Genomic DNA, 17,786 nt, shown 5'->3' on the forward strand with positions numbered 1-17,786 from the left:
TTGCAAACCTATACCTATTCCGCCGCCCCACTCCAACCCAATACCCAGTTTATATGGACGGTTACAGGCGGCACCATTATCGCCGGACAAAACAGCCCCACCGTGCAGGTGCAATGGAACGACTCCGTCCCGAACAGCCTGTCGGTTGTTAGACAAACGCTCACCTCTCCGGTTTGTACCTCGCTACCCGCCACGCTTTCGGTTTCGACTATTGACGATGCGACTTTTACCATATCCGGTGCAACCACCGTATGCCCCAATTCCCAACCAACCTATCTGATTACCCCCATTTTGCCGAATGCAACATATACATGGTCGGTCATACCATCCGATGAAGTGGAATTGGTGCAGGGTCAAAATTCGGGAACAGTTTCGCTATTGTTCGGCAATTCGGCTGCCGGAACGGTTACGCTATCCGCTGCTTATTGTAATATTGTTGCCACTTTGCCCATCAGCATCGGAGCAAAACCTGTTCCGTTTATCACTCAAACAGATACCCTTTGTACAGGCAACTCCGTCCAGCTTTCCGTTTCAGACCTTGTTGGCACAGAACCCTATACCGGCTATCTCTGGAAAAACAGTGCCGGCAGTGCGATAGGGATCAATCCAACGACTTTTATAACCACCGAAGGTGTTTACAGCGTACAGGTTACCAATACATCGGGTTGTGTTGGGCTTGCTTCGCATCGGGTTAACCAATACACTTCGCCCGAGGCACAGGCTTTTGTGTCAAGTCATGTCGTTTGTATTCAAAACCCGGATGATGTTGACCTAATTGCCATTGACGGAACAAATTACGCTTTTATGTGGATAGTAAACGGCTCCGTCATTTCAAGTGCGAATACGCCATTTCTCACCCACTTGGGCAATGATGTTGAGGGTAGCTTTGTCTATCGGGTATTGGTGACTGACACCCAAAACACCTGCACTAAACTATCACCCCCCCAAAACATTAACCACCTTCTGTGTCAAACGGGAGGCGGTACCGGCAATCCGGGCGATACCATTGTGCCGCCACCGCCACCCTTGCAATGCCCGTCTGTTGCCGGTTATTTCTTTAATTTTACCCTCAATTCCAGCGCCAACAACTGCAATACCGTTACCCTCAATGCCTCGGCATCGGGTAGTTTCAGCAGTTTTACGGTAAACTGGGGCGATGGCGTTACGGAGGCTTTCGACGGCGTTACGGCTACACACACTTATCCTGTCGGATTGATTATGGCTTATCAGATTACTGCTTATGCTAACTATATTCACCCCGTTACCGGCAACTCCTGCACGTTGGGTAGGATAAAAAACCATATTCTACCTTTGGTGGCTCGCTTTGATGTTGAGCCGGCCTGTGTGGGTGAAAATTGGGTTTTTCAATGCCGCTCTTACTACCTGCCCACTACCGGCATTACCCAATGGACCTGGGATTTTGGAGATGGTACGCCCCCCTTCATCGGCACTCAAACCGAAGGACATACTTATGCCAACCCGGGTGTTTACACCGCCACCCTCACCATTACCAACGGCGATTGTGTAACCACCGGCAGTAAAACCATCACCGTCGCCCCGTTGCCTAATGCGGGTTTCACTATTTCGGGGGGTGAATGCGTGGGTAGTTCCTTACAGTTTTTACCCGATGTACCTAACCTTTCCTCCTATTTCTGGCAACTTGGCAATGGTGCTTCTACAGCTCAGCACAACCCTGCTTTTGCCTATACACAGGCGGGCGAGTACCAAGTGAGTTTACAAGTGCAAGACAATAAAGGTTGCTCCTCCGACATACAAACACAAACCCTAATCGTGCTTGATGCCCCTCCGACACAGTCCGTTACTGCTGCCGATACCATCTTTTGCGCCGGACTTAGCACCACCCTTACCGCACCACCGGACGGAGTAGCTTATCTATGGTCGAACGGGCAAACAACGCCGGAAATAAACGTTTCCACATCGGGAAATTACACCGTGCAGGTTACGCTACCGGACGGCTGTGCTTATACCTCACCTCTTGTGCAGGTGCAAGTTACACCCAACCCGACTGCCGATATTAGTCCCACCTCGCCAATTAATTTTTGTATAGGCGATAGTGTCACCCTGCAAGTGCCGTTTAACGAAAACTATATTTACCAATGGTCGGAAAACAACAACGGGCAAGCACAAAATACCTACAACCTATCTGGCAATATCGGCGTGACCGTGACCGATACCCTAACCGGCTGCACTGCCATCGGCACTGCCCAACTGATTGACAATGCTTCGCCACCTAAGCCTATCATTACCGCCTCCGCCCTACAAATATGCGAAGGGCAATCGGTCAATTTTTCCATTGCTTCGTCCACCGACCCCTTACACACTTATCATTGGACTACCGGAGCTACCGGCACAGGCATTTCTGTGTTTACTTCCGGCAACTACGGCGTTTGGGCGCAAAACCAGTTTGGTTGCAGTTCTGACACTTCGTTGTTGTTGAATGTGGTGGTCAATCCCCTGCCCGATGCCGGCATTTTTCCGGCGGGTTGCTACGCCTTATGTCCGGGTGATGTTGTCAGCATTCCACCCAATACCGCCCAAAACTACCAGTGGTATTACAACGGCAACCCCCTGTCGGGCATTACAGGCAGCAGTTGGATACCCGAAGCCGAAGGAGCTTATTGGGTAGTGATGAGCAACGGCAATTGTACCGTTACTTCTGATGTGTTACAATTAGTATTTATCGCCGACTGCCCCGGCCCTCTCCCCGTTTCCCTTATCACCTTTACCGGAACCGTCCTCCCCCATGCCAATCAATTGCAATGGACAACGGCAGCGGAGGTAAACAACGCCTTCTTTACCCTACAACACTCACCGGACGGAAGCCGGTTTACCACCCTCGCCCAATTGACCGGCGCAGGCAACAGTTCGATGGCAAAGAATTATGAGCATTTAGACTCCAACCCCTACCCTCTCACCTACTACCGCCTGATGCAAACCGATTTTGACGGCAGTACCCGACAAGCAGGTAATGTCATCACCCTCCTCCGCTCACAGACAACAGGCAGCTTTGCCTTAACCCATATCATCCCCACACCCACACAACACACCGCCACCCTCACCTACACCACCCCAAACACCCAACCCATCACCCTGCACCTTTACGACCTAACCGGAAGGCTACTGCAACATGAAACGTTGCAGGCAACTATTGGCACAAACAACCATGTTTTGGACATGACAAAGTATCCAAATGGTTTGTATGTGGTAACGCTCAACAACGGGGTTGAGGTGGTTTCGGGGAAAGTGGTGAAGGAGTAGGTATTATCTATCCAAACAAGACAAGGGGACTAAGTATCAGACAACTGGGGGTTGACAATTTATTTTTAAAACTGAAAAATCTACAACATGAAAACACGAAATGCTTTGTTGAAAACCTTTTTAATGATTTTGGTTTATGGTGGGGTAGAGGCACAAACGGTGTTTGGGCCGCAGCAGATTATACAAGAAACCCTGTCTAATTATACACAGTCCATATATGCTGCTGATTTGGATGGAGACGGGGATTTAGATGTTTTGTCGGCTTCTTATGAAGACGACAAAATAGCTTGGTATGAGAACGACGGAGCAGGAAATTTTGGGGGGCAACTAATCATCAGTACAGTTGCCAATGGTGCAACATCCGTCTTTGCCGCCGATTTAGACAACGACGGCGATATGGATGTATTGTCGGCTTCTTATATAGACGACAAAATAGCTTGGTATGAGAATAATGGAAGTGGCAATTTTGGAACGCAACAAATTATTACTACAGAAGTATATGACGCAAGTTCCGTGTATGCTGCCGATTTGGATGGTGATGGGGATATGGATATTTTGTGGGCTTCTTCTTGGGTTAACAAAATAGCTTGGCATGAAAATGATGGAACCGGCAACTTTGGCGTACAGCAAGTCATCACCACAAGTGCTTATGGTGCTAAGTCTGTTTATGCGGCCGATTTGGATGATGATAGCGATATAGATGTACTTTCTGCTTCTTTTAATGATGACAAAATAGCCTGGTATAAAAATGACGGAGCAGGCAATTTTGGCACACAGCAAATTATCACCACTGCTGACGGTGCATCAGAAGTTTATGCGGCCGATTTGGATGATGATGGCGATACAGATGTCCTTTTTGCTTCTTTTAATGATGACAAAATAGCCTGGAATGAAAATGACGGAGCAGGAAGTTTTGGGTCGCCGCAAATTATTGAGAGTGTATATGAAATATCATCTGTCTATTTTGCCGATTTGGATGGCGATGGCGATATAGATGTGTTGTCAACTTCTATAAATGGTGATAACGTAACCTGGTATGAAAACGACGGCATAGGCAATTTTGGATATCAACAAATTATCACAACAACCGCCGATGGCGCAAACGTTGTTTATGCTGCCGATTTGGATGGCGATGGGGATATAGATGTTTTATCGGCTTCTTACAACGACAATACTATAGATCTGTATAAAAACGACGGTAGCGGCAATTTTATAGAAGCGCCATTTCTTACCACATCGGTCAATTATGCAAGATATGCTTATGCTGCCGATTTAGACGGCGATGGCGATATGGATGTGTTGTCAGCATCTAACTTAGATGGTAAAATAGCTTGGTATAGAAACAACGGAACCGACGGTTTTGGCTTGCAGCAAATCATCACATTAACAGCCTATAGTGCAACTTGTGTTAATGCTGCCGATTTAGATGGTGATGGCGATATGGATGTGTATTGGGGTACGCCTAGAATAGCTTGGGCTGAGAATGATGGAGCAGGCAATTTTGGAGAGCAACAAATTATATCAATGCTATCAAGTATCGTAACTTCTGTGTATGCTGAAGATTTGGATGGAGATGGGGATTTAGATGTTTTATCGGCTGGTGCCGGTGGTGGCAGTATAATAGCTTGGCATGAGAATGAAGGAGACGGTATATTTGGAGTGCAGCAAATTATTTCTAATTCAACCTATAACGCACAATCTGTTTATGCCGCCGATTTAGATGGTGATGGCGATAAAGATGTGTTGTCGGCTTCTGCTTATGATAACAAAATAGCTTGGTATAAAAACGATGGAAGCGGTATTTTTGGCACACAGCAAATTATTTCCAATATGGCCATCGGAGCACAATCTGTCTATGCCGTTGATTTGGATAATGATGGCGATATAGATGTGTTGTCGGCTTCTAAAGATGACGACAAAATAGCTTGTTATAGAAATGACGGTAGCGGTATTTTCGGAGCACAGCAAATCATTACTTCATACGCCTTTGGTGCAAAATCCGTTTATGCCGCCGATTTGGATAATGATGGCAATATAGATGTGTTATCGGCTTCTAAAGATGACGACAAAATAGCTTGGTATAAAAATGACGGAACCGGTAATTTTGGAGGGCAGTTTACTATTACAGTCATTGCCAAAGGCGCACAATCTGTTTATGCCGCTGATTTGGACGGCGATGGGGATAAAGACGTGCTATCGGCTTCTGAGGGCGACAACAAAATAGCTTGGCACGAAAACCTCTTAGAAACCGTAGGCATCAACCCGCTTCCCAATACCACCACCACCACCCTACAACTAACTCAATTCAACCCCAACCCGGCTACACAAAAAACCGTAGTTACCTACCACAGCCTCCACCCCAAGCCCATAACCCTACAAATCTACGACCTAAACGGCAGGCTGCTGCAAACCCAATCTTTGCAAGCAACGGTGGGCTACAACGAATGTGTTTTGGATATGAGTTGCTATGCGCAAGGTTTGTATATCTTAGAACTTAACAATGGCGAGCAGATGGTTACCGGAAAGGTGGTGAAGGAGTAGGTATTATCAACCCAAGCAGAACAAGACGACTAAATATCAGATAAAGGGGTATTTACAATTTGCTTTTAAAACTTTAAATTTTACAACATGAAAGTGCGAAATACTTTGTTGATTACCTTTTTAATGATTTTGGTTTATGGTGGGGTAGAGGCACAAACGGTGTTTGGGCCGCAGCAGGTGATAATACAAAGTAATACAGGAGGTCCAACTTCTGTATATGCTGCTGATTTAAACGGCGATGGGGATATTGACGTGTTATCGGCTTCCACACATGACCATAAAATAGCTTGGTATAGCAATGATGGAATGGGCAACTTTGGCATACAGCATATCATCTCTACTACTGCTGGTGGCGCAAGGTCTGTATATGCCGTTGATTTGGACGACGATGATGATATAGATGTGCTGTCGGCTTCTATATGGGATGATAAAATAGCCTGGTATGAAAACGATGGTGCAGGCAATTTTGGAATTGAGCAAATCATCACTACCGCTGCCAATGGCGCATATTCTGTATATACTGCCGATTTGGATGGCGATGGAGATATAGACGTGCTGTCGGCTTCGCAACTTGACAATAAAATAGCCTGGTATGCCAATGATGGAATGGGCGTTTTTGGGGTAGAGCAAATCATCTCTACTTCTGCCATTTTAGCAGTTTCTGTATATGCAGCCGATTTGGATGGCGATGGGGATATAGATGTGTTGTCGGCTTCCCAAGGTGATGATAAAATAGCATGGTATGAAAACGATGGCTTGGGCAATTTTGGCGGGCAGATAATCATCAGTACGGCTGCCTTTTATGCAGTTTCTGTATATGCTACCGATATAGATGGTGACGGCGATATAGACGTACTGTCGGCTTCCATACTGGATGATAAAATAGCATGGTATGAAAATGACGGCACAGGCAATTTTGGACCAGAGCAAACCATTACAACCACCAATGGAGTTTTACACGCTTTGTATGCCACTGATTTGGATGGCGATGGAGATATAGACGTGCTTTCGGCTTCTGTAGGGAATAATAAAATAGCTTGGTATGTAAACGATGGCAAAGGTAATTTTAGTCAAGAGCAAATCATAACTACCGATGTCAATTACCCAACTTCTGTTTATGCCGCCGATTTGGACGACGATGGGGATATAGATGTGCTGTCGGCTTCCATACTGGATGATAAAATAGCTTGGCATGTAAACGACGGCGCAGGTAATTTCAGTGCTCGACAAATCAGTTCCATAGCTGCCAGTGACGCAAAGTCTGTTTTTGCCGCCGATTTGGATGGCGATGGGGATATAGATGTGATGTCGGCTTCCACAGGGGATAATAAAATAGCATGGTATGCCAATGATGGAATGGGCAACTTTGGCACTCAACACATTATCTCCACTAATGCAAAAGGTGCAAAGTCTGTTTTTGCCGCCGATTTGGATGGCGATGGGGATATTGATGTGATGTCGGCTTCCGAAGGGGACAATAAAATAGCATGGTATGCCAATGATGGAATGGGCAACTTTGGCACTCAACACATTATTTCCACTGCTGGATATGGTTCAACTTCTGTTTTTGCCACCGATTTGGATGGTGATGGGGATATAGACATGATGTCAGCTTCGCAACTTGACGATAAAATAGACTGGTTTGAAAATGATGGCAGCGGCAACTTTGGCGCACAAAAAATCATTACAACTGCTGCAAATGGCGCAAGGTCTGTATATGCCGCCGATTTGGACGGAGATGGGGATATAGATGTGTTGTCTGCTTCTTATGGTGACGATAAAATTGCATGGTACGAGAATGATGGTACTGGCAGTTTTGGATCACAGCAAATCATCTCCATTGTTGCTGAAGGTGCGACTTCAGTATTTGCAACTGATTTGGACGGTGATGGTGATAAAGATGTGCTGTCATTTTCCTCTGGAAATGGTCGAATAGCTTGGCATGCCAATGATGGAATGGGAAACTTTATATCCCAACAGATTTTCGCCACTTACACCTATTATGCAGGAGGGTCTGTGTATGCTGCCGATTTAGACGACGATGGGGATTTAGACATCCTATCGGCTTCTGCAGGATACGCTAAAATAGCATGGTATGCCAATGATGGAATGGGCAACTTTGACACAGAACAAATCATTACGAACAATGCTTATGGTGCAAATTCTGTGTATGCCACCGATTTGGACGGTGATGGGGATATAGATGTGCTGTCTTCTTCTTGGTATGATGACAAAATAGCCTCGTATGAAAACCTCTTAGAAACCATCAAACCGCCCTATAATACTGCCAACAATACCCTACATTTGACACAAATACGCCCCAATCCGGTTTTACAAAAGACTATACTTACCTACTACAGCCATCACGTCACCCTAGTCACCTTACAACTGTACGACTTAAACGGAAGACTGCTTCAAGCCCAATCTTTACAAGCAACTGTGGGCAACAACCAATGTGTCTTGGATATGACCCGCTATGCGCAAGGTTTGTATATCGTAGAACTGAACAACGGGGATGAGATGGTTACAGGAAAGGTGGTGAAGGAGTAGGGGGGTGTGATTGACGATAGTTAGTCTTTTTCCCCTCCTAGGAGTGGCAAGGGGTGGGTTTTCTACTTTAAAAATTGACATTTTATGCCTTACGACTATTGAATCCATCACGTTTACACCAATAAATCTACTGCTATGAAACTTTCTCAACTTATCGCTCTTTGTGTTTTTCATATAATTTCTTCAGTTGGGTACATTGTACAAGCTCAGGGGGACTACGGGGCTGAAACGTTTATTATGCCCAAGATATATTCTCCCTCGGATATAAAACTGGCAGATATAGATGGGGATGATGATTTGGATATAGTGATATGTACCTTAGCTGACCATAAAGTGGTTTGGTATGAGAACTTGGGTTTGGGCATATTTAATCCTGAATATCATCTAATTGCTAATCAACTGTCATATATGCGTTTGGGTGTTGCAGATTTGGATAATGATGGTGACATGGACATTGTGGCAGGGTCTTATTCAACCAATAAAATCTGTTTATACCTGAACAATGGCACCGGTTATTTTAGTCCGCCAGTAACAATAAGCGATTCGTTTCTTACCACCACAAGTATTTGTTTGTATGATTTAGATGGAAACGGAACGATTGATATTGTTGCCACTTCTTCTCTGGGAAATAAAGTTTCGTGGTTTCCAAATATTGGGGGGGGCAATTTTGGGAGTGAACAGGTTTTGACAACTAACGTAAATAATCCAATAAGATTGGATGTTATAGACATGAATAACGATGGATTGACTGATATATTGGTAACCGGTTATTCTGATTCTAATATACAATTGTTTCTTAACATTGGTAGCACTACATACAGCTCTGCTCTTAATGTTGGTACGGTGTACGGTATTAGAGATTTTACAGTGTATGATTTAGACAATGATGGAGATTTAGACATTGCTGTGATTTATGAAATATCCTTGGGTGTAAATGTTATCAAAACTTATCGGAATAATGGAGCCTTTGTCCCATTGTTTTACCAAGGTTCATTTCCCATTTCAGGTGTTTCGCCCTATTCGATTGAAGTTGCAGATATTAATTCAGATGGATGGGCAGATTTGTTTTATTCGGCATCAAACAAAATTGCTTGGCTGCCAAGTTCAGGAGGGGTTTCCTTTGGCAGTGATATAACCGTTAGTACAGAAACTTATGCCGATAATTATAGAGAAATGTGCACATCAGACCTAAACAGCGATGGTTTTTTGGATATAATTGCAATATCACAAACTGATTATTCTGCTTTTTGGTTTGCAAATAATGGGAGCGGTATTTTTAGTTTACCGAATTATGTGGTTGGGTTACCTGATTTTTCTTCCAGAGAAGTGCAAGTAATAGACATAGATGGAGATTGGATGAAAGATGTTGTTTCTGCAAATACAGGAAGTTTGGCATGGTTTAAAAACGACGGATCACCTGATTTCGGAGTTCCAAATCCTGTTGTTATTCTTACCGGAGCGGTATCGTTTTTTGCTGCCGATTTAGATAACGACGGAGATAACGATATTGCAAGTGTTGCGCAAACCAACAATAATATAATGTGGAATGAAAATGATGGTTTGGGGAATTTCAGTCCCCCGCAGATCATTACTACATCTATTATTGGTCCAAACTATATAACTGTTGCAGATATAGATAACAACGGCACAAATGATGTGTTATACTCCTCATCATCGGAAAAAAAAATAGCTTTCAACTTAAACAACGGAGCTGGTTCATTTTCTGCTCAACAAGTGATAGATACGCTTTGTACCGGTGTGATCAAAGTTCTTGCCACTGATATTAACAATGATGGGTATTTAGATGTGATTGCCGGTACAGTTGTTTCAACAACTTCTACCTCAACTATTTATTTGTATTTTAATGATGGTGCTAATAATTTTTCGCCCCCGCAATTTATAACATCTCCCAGTACGGGTTTTAGGGATATGGATATGAATGATTTTAACAACGATGGTTATCTGGATCTATGTGTAGTCTATACCAATAAATTAGTTTGGTACAGCAACAACGGAAATGGCACTTTTGCACCGGCTCAAATAATTTACATCCAATTATTTAATCAAGGTATATCTATCATTGACCTTGATCAAAATGGCACAAAAGATATTGTTATTGCTAATATTTATGGGCAACTGTTATGGTTTTCACATGAGGGTAACGGCAGTTTTGCATCCCCGGTATTTATTACTCCTACTATGTCAAATGTCAGGGATTTCTGTTTTGATGATATTGATTATGATAATGACTTAGACTTGTTTGTTGCGAGAAGCTATATCCTTTCCTGGTTTAAAAATTTAGGATTAGCGATACAAACATACATCAACAACGCCCCTTGCGTAAATGCAAGCAACGGCTCCATTTCTGTATTTGTAACGGCGCTGCAAAATGCTCCCTATACCTATCAATGGAGTTTAAACGGCGGAGCAGATACCGGCAGCGGCGTTGCCGATACAGACAATTTCACCATTGACAACCTGGCTGCCGGCAATTACGACATAACGGTTACTAACGCAGCAGGCAGTGCGGCTTATACTTCCATTATTTTAGATGCCGTTCAGGGCAATGTGTTTGAGGTTCAGGGAATCGTTACCACAAACAGCTCTAATTCACTGCCAAACGGCTCTATACAGATTACCTTATCGGGAGGGCAACCGCCATATCTGTTTCAATGGGAAGGGTTAGTTTCCGGAACCGGTGAAGCCGACGATTCTACATATACCCTTACAAACTTGTTTGCGGGAACTTACGATATTTCCATTACGGACGCAACCAATAGTTTGATTCAATACACCGTTTCTCTGCTCGATGAAACAACTCCCCCGAATACTTGCAGTTCTCCGCTCGATATAGTTATTTTAAACGATGCTTCAGGCTCGGTGGATGTTATAGAATACGAAGAGGCTAAACTGTTTTTTGTAGATTTAATAAACGCGCTGAATATCGGCATGGCCGACTCTCAAAGCAGGGTAGCGGTCATAGAATGGTCGCACGATACAACAGAAGTACGCATTCCTATGACCGGAAATTTAAGCGAATTGCAAGACTACGTTTCGTACAACCGGCTTTTTGAAGGAGGCACCAATCCCAATGCAGCCTTAACTTATGGAAAAGACTATTTGTCAGGTGTGTTAAGACCTTTCGCAACGCCTATTTTAATACTTTCTACCGATGCTTTTTCCTATCAGATAAGTTCCTCTCTGATTGCTTTGGCAGACGTTTACAAAGCACAAGGCTATGTAATAATTACCATTGCTTTTGATGATGCTTTCAGCAATGATTATACCCGCAATATCCTCACCCAAACAGCGTCCTTGCCATTATTGGCACCCGGCGCACCCGCTTATTCGCTGTTAGACAATACTTTGGCAAATAATATTGTGAACCTTTATGTTTGCCCTTCCGACCCGGGCAGCAGCAATTCGTACTATTTTTCGCGCGATGGTGCCATTACGCTGACAGACATTACCCCAATAGGCGACTGTCCTAATCCCAACGGCGTTACGATTACTTACACGGTTGCCGCCCAACAACAACTTGCCTTACCTGCCGGTACGCCCGTTACTTTTTATTTCAACAACCCCGCAATGTTTAGCTCAACTCCCATATTGACTACGCTTATTCCCTGTGCCATACCTGCCGGCGAATCGGAAACTTTCACCATTACCCTGCCGGTAACAACGCCTGCCAATATATGGGCAGTATTGAACGATAACGGAAGCCAATATCCTCCCGTCAGTTTTCCTATAACCGATATTTCCGAAAGCATTTACAGCAATAATATCGCCGATATTTCTGTCTGTACCGGCGATTATCCCGTTTTGTCGGCACATCTATATACGACCACACCGCAACCGGTATGCGGCAACACCGTTTTTTATGTAGCAGATGTTTGCAATATCGGTAATGCCGATGCGGTGGATGTGGTGGTAGCGAATCAAGTTCCGGCAGGTTTCGTTCTTGTTGCGGAAAATCCATTTCTTAATAACTGTGCAACGCAAAGCATCAATGCTGCGGGAAGCTACCTTATTCCTGCCGGCTGTTGCCTGTCAATTGTTTACCAATATGAAGTGTCGGGTGCCGACAACGGTTTTTATAATGACCAGGACGTGTTGCTATGGGGTCCGTCCGGACAAACTTACCTTAATTTTGACGGCGCAACTACCTCTTCGGAAGATGTAACCGTCAATGGGGATATCAACTGTCCTTCAGATATTGTGTTGTTTGAAAAGTCGGTATCGGTTACCGATATATGCGAGGAAGGTTTCTTAACCTATACCTTTAGTATTCACAACCAAACCAATGTAGCACTACTTGGTGTTCAATTTGCCGATATATTGCCCCCGCCTTGTATTTGGGCAGCCGAACCTTACCAACTTAGTGGGTTAAGCATAGGGCAAACCACCATTGCCGGTACTCAATCTGCTGTGTTTAACATAGCATATATTCAACCAAATACGGTTGCAACGTTCAGCTTAGACGTATATTTGAACAATTGGGCAAATACAGGCAGCCTGTCCAACACTGCTACGCTTGCAGGGTTGCCAGTTTTTGCAAACGGTAACGGTGCCGCCCTCGCCGCCCAATCGCCGGATGTTGCCGTAACGGCACTACCGGTCATACTTACGCAACCGAATGTGTATATAACCTCCTGTCAACAGGCCCATCTTACTGCCACCGTTACCGGAAGCGAATCCATTAACTGGGTAAGTGCCGGAGACGGATATTTTACCAACCCTCATGCACCGCAAACCACCTATATTCCCGGCTCTGCCGACACCATTCAAGGTATTATACCCATCAGCATCACTGTTTTGAACGATTGCGGAGAAACCGGCAGAACAATCCATCTGCATATTGATCCCCCTCCTGTTTGCAACGACTTCGATTGCAGTACAACCGACACCCTTAATGCCGAAACCTGCCTTTGCGAATTTACTTCCGTTCCCTTGCCCGATTGCGACGATAACAATGACTTAACAACCGATACCTACAACCTTCAAACCTGTGTTTGCGAACATACGCAACCCTTGCCGGTGATGTTGTTGCCCAATGCTTTCAGCCCTAACGGGGATAACGGAAACGACTTCTTTCAAGCTGTTTCCAATTATGCCGTTACCGAATTTTATTTGGCGGTTTACAACCGTTGGGGGCAAAAAGTATTTGAATCTACCGATATAGACCAAAGCTGGAACGGTACTTACCAAGACAGGCAAGCACCCATAGGCGTTTATGTTTGGTTTGTCAATTACCGTTTTACCGGCGATGTCCAACCAAGAGAAGCAAAAGGCAATGTAACTTTAATAAGATAAATGTCTATAGACTAAATACATGAGACGAAAGACGTAAGAGATAAGGCAGGAGATATATGACATAATACCAATTATTGTTTAACCTGTAACTCCGAAAGATTTAGGCAATAGGGTTATCAATTTGTTTGGTTATATGGGCTGTTTTCTTGAGTATTTCGATGATTTCCCACTGCTGATTTATGTTTAATGCCTAAATAGTGGATAAACAGAGGAGTATATCTTCTGAAGAGTTGATAGTAATAAATAGATGCCAAAAAGTTAACAAACATCCATGTTTCCATTTCTGTACCTCCTCTCATATAAGTGCGTTCAGCATGTAAAATGTTTTTAAACACATCAAAGAGTTGTTCAATGTGGGTACGGGTTTTGTGTTGTTGGTAAATCTGTTCAGGTTGCCGGTCGGCGGCAAGGTTAGTCAGCAAAGCCAAAGTGCCAAAAGTATCTTGCTTTAGATAAAAAGCGTTCAAGCTATACCCCTCTGTCTGGATTTCTATTCTTCGGATAAAGTCTTGTTTTTCGGCGGCTTTAAGGTAGTCATTAATAAATAAGATGACTCGTTTATGGTCTGGTTGTTGGATGGTGTAGTACCAAACCGGCTGTTCTTTATACATAAAATACCGAAGTTGCCTGCCATGGTTGGCGTGCAAGACTCTATAGTCTATAAGGTTTGAGTTTCTCTCAACGGCAGTAGGTGCTTCCATTGTGCCTGGTCAAGATAATCAATGTTTTTTTGAGCGCAAAAGCCTTTGCCGGCAACGATGGTAACCTGTTGAAGTCCGCTTTTCAGAATGTTTAATTTCATGGCAGAAACATCCGGCACATTACCAGGCAGAAGGCGATAATAAACAGGCAGGGACAAATCGGTGGAAAACATGAAAAACAAGTTCACCTATAGGTCAAAACTTCGCAGGCTATTATAACACCTAGTTGTGCTAAGTCTAAATCGTCAGAAAATGAAGTGCTGTGTGTAACATCTAACAAAACAAAACTATTGCCTGCCATGAGGGTTTTTTGAGGCAGTAAACTATCTGCTCCTTTTGTGAGCCAACCGAACGTAATAGGACAGTAATCTTCTTATCACTTAATCAAGATCCCGGCAGTAATTCCGATAGATAGAACTGTTCATAATGCAAGGGCATGTTTTTTAAGGGAGCGTGATACAATAAGCGAAAGATAGATAATGAAAACAGTTCCTTATGCCAATTCGGAAAGTGCGATTGGAGTGCCTGTAAAATACGGTTGTGCTTTTGGTAAAGATAATGAGAGGCTCCGTATTCTTTAACACTGATATTTTTTGCTTGCATTGGGCGTTTGCCAGAACATCGAGGGATTGCGGAAAACTGAAAAATATACAAATCGAAAGAGCTTGCAAAACCACAACCTCAACCCGAATAGAAACATTTTTTTGAAACAACCCTGCTTTGCCCTGTTTGGAGTATTCCATTTTGGGCGATGATGTAATATTTGAGCTTTACAACGAACTAATAGCTGAAACAAAGTGCTGACATGAGTTTGCTCGACACCATATTACTCGCTCTCAATGCCATTCGAGGTAATTTGCTCAGAACAGCTCTGACTTGTCTGATTATTGCATTTGGCATCATGGCTTTGGTTGGCATTTTAACTGCAGTAGATGGTATTCAGGCCTCTTTGAGCAGCAATTTTGCCACAATGGGTGCAAATAATTTCGACATCAGAAAAAAAGGAACCGGCATACAGGTTGGCAGAAGAGGACGACGACCAAAAGAGTTCAAACCCATTACCATTACTCAGGCATTAGACTTTAAAGAGCGCTTTAACTATCCGGTTACTGTTTCCTTGTCTATGAATGCAGCTTTTGCTGCAACGGTAAAATACCAATCTGAAAAAACCAATCCCAACATCAGTGTAACCGGAGGAGATGCCAACTATTTATCAGTGGCCGGATTGAGCCTAATTGACGGGCGAAACTTTACCGAACCGGAAGTTCAAAGCGGCCGCAACCTCATTATTTTGGGCAATGGCTTGGCCCTGAAGTTGTTTAAAAAAACCTCAAATGCCATTGATAAAATAGTATCGGTTGAAAACCGAAAATACCGAGTGGTGGGCGTGTTGGAAGAAAAAGGATCCAGCAGTATTTTCAGCAGCGACAATGTGGTAATAATTCCGGTTATGAATGCCCGGCAGGAGTTTGCAACATCCGAAAGCACCTATGTTATTACGGTTAGTGTAAACAACGCTTATCAAATAGAAGAAGCCATTGCCGAAGCCTCCGGTTTGATGAGAAGTATCAGAAAACTCAGGGCAGGAGACGAAGAAGATTTTGATGTGTCAAAAAGCGATAAACTTGCGAGCATTCTCATCGAACAGTCAGAATACATTACCACTGCAGCCACTATTATCGGAATCATTACTTTGTTGGGTGGTGCTGTAGGATTGATGAACATCATGTTGGTGTCCGTTGCTGAGCGAATCAGGGAAATCGGCATCAGCAAAGCAATTGGAGCTAAACGGCAAACAATTGTTACCCAGTTTTTGGTAGAGGCAATTGTTATTTGTCAGATAGGCGGATTATTAGGAGTTGTGTTTGGAATTTTTGTGGGCAACGGTGTATCTTTACTTATCAAAGGGCCCTTTATCGTTCCCTGGTTCTGGATGGCCGGTGGAATTGTTATCTGTTTTATTGTAGGTATTGTTTCTGGGTTATATCCGGCCATAAAAGCAGCAAGTGTAGATCCGATTGAGGCTTTGAGATATGAATAAAACGCTGTTTCTTTGGCCTTGTTTTCCCAGTTTCACAAATCACCGATAAACAACTTAAATACATGCTTCCCGAAATTAGCCAAAAGTTTACCCGTTTAGAACAAATCTGGCAAAACTATTTTCAAATCATTGACGGTGCGTCAGAAGAACAACGCCATTTTAAACCTGCGCCAGACAAATGGTGTATGTTGGAAGTGGCTCAACATATCATCGGGTCTGAAAACGGAACCTTACGGTTTTTTAATAAATATCAACCCAAACAAGTGAAAATGACCGACAAAGTTTCGGGAGTGGTCAGATCTCTTGTTTTAACACTCGCGCTTAAATCCCCCTTTAAATTCAAAGTGCCCAATGTCCCCGGGTTAAATCCTAAAAACATCCATTCCTGGGAACAAATTATTGCCGAATGGAGGGACATTCAAAACGGATTGCGTCAATATTTTCAAGACTTCCCGTCAGAACACCTCAACCATATCGTATTTAAACATCCTGTTGCCGGAAAGTTTAACGTTTTTCAAACGCTCGACTTTTTAAACGAACATGCCACTCATCATCTCTTTCAATTAGAGCGGATAAAAAACACGCCCGGTTTCCCATCTTCTTAGTTTTCCTTATGCCCGATAAATATACCGACCTGCCTTTAATCCGGTTTATGGAATTAAGTCAGCAAGCAAATTGCATTTTGCTTGATGTGAGAACAAATCCTGAGTTTGCAGATTTTCATTTTCAAAACGCTTTAAATATTGACATCAAAGACCGTGATTTCACCAGCGAAATTGAAGAATTAGACCCTGAAAAAAAATATTTTGTCTATTGTAATAGAGGTATAAGAAGTGTAAACGCCTGTATATTAATGTCAAAAATAGGGTTTCAACATCTGTATAACCTGAAAGGAGGCATACAAGCTTATCATTAAGTAAAATCACCTGACTTTGACAGTTAAATGAGATAACCCGTTAATAATCAATGATAATAAGAAATAAGAAACCGCAATTGTAGTGGCAACTTTTTTTCTTAGGCTATTGTTTTTAAGACAATATGCTTACATTTGCGGTATGTTTGTAAAAGCCACTAAATCTAAAAACCATACGTATATTCAGTTAGTGGAATCTTTTCGTGAAGGAAAGACTACCAAGCACAAGGTAATTGCCAACTTTGGTCGCCTTGACCAGTTGCGTGATTCAGGATTCCTACTATCAGTTGGGCAGAAATTGCTGTCATTGAATAACACGCCTTGCATTGGGGCAGAGAATTTGCAGGAAACTGCACGCTTCTGTTATGGTCATTTGGTCTATAAAAAGTATGGGAGCAACTTGGCATCGGAGAAATTATCAAAAAATGTGCTAAGGGAACAAGGATAA

Annotated in this window: 10 protein-coding genes; 8 read left to right on the top strand and 2 right to left on the bottom strand. The window is 43.3% G+C overall.

Translation table 11 applies throughout. The features are described 5' to 3' along the window. The 4 genes from IPM47_03735 to IPM47_03750 all read left to right on the top strand — a co-directional run bounded on the left by IPM47_03735 (nt 1) and on the right by IPM47_03750 (nt 13,683). Nucleotides 1-3,279: a PKD domain-containing protein gene (locus IPM47_03735; GenBank protein QQS30072.1), complete on the top strand. Its 3,279-nt coding sequence runs from the start codon at nt 1-3 to the stop codon at nt 3,277-3,279. Between the two features lie 87 nt (nt 3,280-3,366). Then, nucleotides 3,367-5,820: a T9SS type A sorting domain-containing protein gene (locus IPM47_03740; GenBank protein ID QQS30073.1), complete on the top strand. Its 2,454-nt coding sequence runs from the start codon at nt 3,367-3,369 to the stop codon at nt 5,818-5,820. 87 nt (nt 5,821-5,907) lie between these two features. Further along, a complete protein-coding gene (locus IPM47_03745) occupies nt 5,908-8,370 on the top strand; it encodes a T9SS type A sorting domain-containing protein (GenBank protein ID QQS30074.1) in 2,463 nt (820 codons plus the stop codon). 135 nt (nt 8,371-8,505) lie between these two features. After that, nucleotides 8,506-13,683 carry a VCBS repeat-containing protein gene (locus IPM47_03750; GenBank protein QQS30075.1) on the top strand — a complete coding sequence of 1,726 codons (5,178 nt, stop codon included), beginning with the start codon at nt 8,506-8,508 and terminating at the stop codon, nt 13,681-13,683. A 116-nt stretch (nt 13,684-13,799) separates the two neighbouring features. On the opposite strand, the gene IPM47_03755 is transcribed toward IPM47_03750, so the two are convergent. Beyond that, nucleotides 13,800-14,294, bottom strand: a complete 495-nt coding sequence (locus IPM47_03755) for a hypothetical protein (GenBank protein ID QQS30076.1) — start codon at nt 14,292-14,294, stop codon at nt 13,800-13,802. Nucleotides 14,295-14,341: 47 nt separating this feature from the next. Then, nucleotides 14,342-14,557, bottom strand: a complete 216-nt coding sequence (locus IPM47_03760) for a hypothetical protein (protein ID QQS30077.1) — start codon at nt 14,555-14,557, stop codon at nt 14,342-14,344. Nucleotides 14,558-15,189: 632 nt separating this feature from the next. On the opposite strand from IPM47_03760, the gene IPM47_03765 reads away from it, so the two are divergent. From IPM47_03765 to IPM47_03780, 4 genes are all read left to right on the top strand, one after another. After that, nucleotides 15,190-16,425: an ABC transporter permease gene (locus IPM47_03765; protein QQS30078.1), complete on the top strand. Its 1,236-nt coding sequence runs from the start codon at nt 15,190-15,192 to the stop codon at nt 16,423-16,425. Between the two features lie 62 nt (nt 16,426-16,487). Next, nucleotides 16,488-17,030, top strand: a complete 543-nt coding sequence (locus IPM47_03770) for a DinB family protein (protein QQS30079.1) — start codon at nt 16,488-16,490, stop codon at nt 17,028-17,030. Nucleotides 17,031-17,077: 47 nt separating this feature from the next. Then, complete coding sequence (locus tag IPM47_03775; protein ID QQS31375.1) at nt 17,078-17,341, top strand: rhodanese-like domain-containing protein; 264 nt, start codon at nt 17,078-17,080, stop codon at nt 17,339-17,341. An 82-nt stretch (nt 17,342-17,423) separates the two neighbouring features. Then, entirely contained in the window at nt 17,424-17,786 is a 363-nt protein-coding gene (locus tag IPM47_03780) for a hypothetical protein (GenBank protein QQS30080.1), read from the top strand.

This window comes from Sphingobacteriales bacterium, from assembly GCA_016700115.1.
GTDB lineage: Bacteria > Bacteroidota > Bacteroidia > Chitinophagales > UBA2359 > UBA2359.

Coding starts and splice junctions, on each gene's coding strand:
- IPM47_03740 (QQS30073.1), top strand. CDS start 3,367: ATGAAAACACGAAATGCTTTGTTGAAAACCTTTTTAATGATTTTGGTT.
- IPM47_03745 (QQS30074.1), top strand. CDS start 5,908: ATGAAAGTGCGAAATACTTTGTTGATTACCTTTTTAATGATTTTGGTT.
- IPM47_03750 (QQS30075.1), top strand. CDS start 8,506: ATGAAACTTTCTCAACTTATCGCTCTTTGTGTTTTTCATATAATTTCT.
- IPM47_03755 (QQS30076.1), bottom strand. CDS start 14,294: ATGTATAAAGAACAGCCGGTTTGGTACTACACCATCCAACAACCAGAC.
- IPM47_03760 (QQS30077.1), bottom strand. CDS start 14,557: ATGTTTTCCACCGATTTGTCCCTGCCTGTTTATTATCGCCTTCTGCCT.
- IPM47_03765 (QQS30078.1), top strand. CDS start 15,190: ATGAGTTTGCTCGACACCATATTACTCGCTCTCAATGCCATTCGAGGT.
- IPM47_03770 (QQS30079.1), top strand. CDS start 16,488: ATGCTTCCCGAAATTAGCCAAAAGTTTACCCGTTTAGAACAAATCTGG.
- IPM47_03775 (QQS31375.1), top strand. CDS start 17,078: ATGGAATTAAGTCAGCAAGCAAATTGCATTTTGCTTGATGTGAGAACA.